Source organism: Oleiphilus sp. HI0067 (assembly GCF_001635735.1).
This window is the reverse complement of record NZ_LWFI01001580.1, coordinates 1-1,350: the sequence shown is the minus strand read 5'-3', so window position 1 is coordinate 1,350 and position 1,350 is coordinate 1. Positions and strand designations below refer to the sequence as shown.

Sequence of the window (1,350 nt, the reverse complement as noted above, 5' to 3'; positions counted from 1 at the left end):
ATTGCTGGGTAATCTATTTAAAAGCACATCTAAGGTTGTGACAAAGCAAAATCTATTGGTGTTCTTAAGGCCAACCATTCTTCGTGACAAAGCTTCAACTCGTGCAGTGACGGAGCAGAAGTTTGATCAGCTTTGGCAGTTGAATTTGGAGACGAAAGTTGCGCAAGGCGAAGATGAAGAAGAGCTGCGCGCCAGAGAGAAGCCGACAGTTGAAAGTCTCTATGATGGAAATAGTATCCGATAAGGCTATTTCAGGCATAAAAAAACCGGAGTAATTAAACTCCGGTTTTTTTATGCCTTGATTTTAGTGCAACGTACTAAAAACAAGGAGGCAATATTAACCTAGGTTTTCAGCAACGAAACCCCAGTTTACAAGTGCCCAGAACGCATTCAAATAAGTAGGACGAACATTACGGTAATCGATGTAGTAAGCGTGCTCCCAAAGATCAACTGTTAGAAGTGCAGTTTGACCTTCTGTCATTGGAGTGCCTGCATTTGATGTGTTAACGATCTCCAAAGAACCATCCGCATTTTTAACCAACCAAGTCCAGCTTGAGCCAAAGTTGTTTACGGCTTTGTCGTTAAATGCTGCTTGGAATTCTTCGAAAGATCCAAATGCTTCGTTAATTGCATCAGCAACTTTACCAGTTGGTGCGCCACCGCCATTCGGGCTCAAGCAATTCCAGTAAAACGTGTGGTTCCAGATCTGGGCTGCGTTGTTGAATACAGGACCTGAAGAAGAAGTGATGATTTCTTCAAGTGTTTTTCCTTCGTATTCAGTTCCAGGGATCATGCCGTTTAACTTATCAACGTAAGTCTTGTGGTGTTTGCCGTGGTGGAATTCAAGAGTTTCTTGAGAAATGTGTGGTGCAAGAGCGTCAATTGCGTATGGTAGCGCAGGTAATTCGATTGCCATTAGGCTTCTCCCTAAAATTAAAACACCACCGAGGCGGTGGCTTAGCATTGTTTTCAAAGCTGAAGATCATACCACCTCGGTTCAAATACATCTACGAGGTTGATGGCTGTTCAGATGAGCCTCAATTAGTAGTCATTTGTATAAGTTGGGGTGCCTTTTAGTTTTTCAACTGTAGGCATTGGGGGTAATCAGGGAGAAATTGAACGATATTCTCGACGCGCCATTTTAGCTCTTCATATGAGCTAGCAGTGACGTTGATATGCCCCAATTTTCTGCCTGCTCTCTCTTCTTTATCGTAGAGATGAACTTGAGCATAAGGAAGCTCAAGAATTTTTCGAATATCTCCTTTGTGGGAGATGAGGTTTATCATGCAGGTTGGTGACAAGGCTTCGGTACTTCCGAGTGGCAGGTCGCATATCGCTCTGATGTGATTC

The 1,350-nt window shown here is 43.2% G+C and carries 1 protein-coding gene and 2 pseudogenes; 1 reads left to right on the top strand and 2 read right to left on the bottom strand.

Features of this window, described 5'->3' with window-relative positions; translation table 11 throughout:
• A pseudogene (locus tag A3739_RS25780) lies at positions 1–244 on the top strand (type II secretion system protein GspD); the annotation flags it as partial.
• Between the two features lie 93 nt (positions 245–337).
• Here A3739_RS25780 and A3739_RS25775 read toward each other — a convergent pair.
• On the bottom strand, positions 338–916 hold the full coding sequence (locus tag A3739_RS25775) for a superoxide dismutase (RefSeq protein ID WP_068477327.1): 579 nt from the start codon (positions 914–916) through the stop codon (positions 338–340).
• 157 nt (positions 917–1,073) lie between these two features.
• Positions 1,074–1,350: pseudogene (locus tag A3739_RS30430) on the bottom strand (5-(carboxyamino)imidazole ribonucleotide synthase); the annotation flags it as partial.

What these genes read in the sequence shown, in the direction of transcription:
- A3739_RS25775 (WP_068477327.1), bottom strand. Translation starts at nt 916, where the DNA reads ATGGCAATCGAATTACCTGCGCTACCATACGCAATTGACGCTCTTGCA.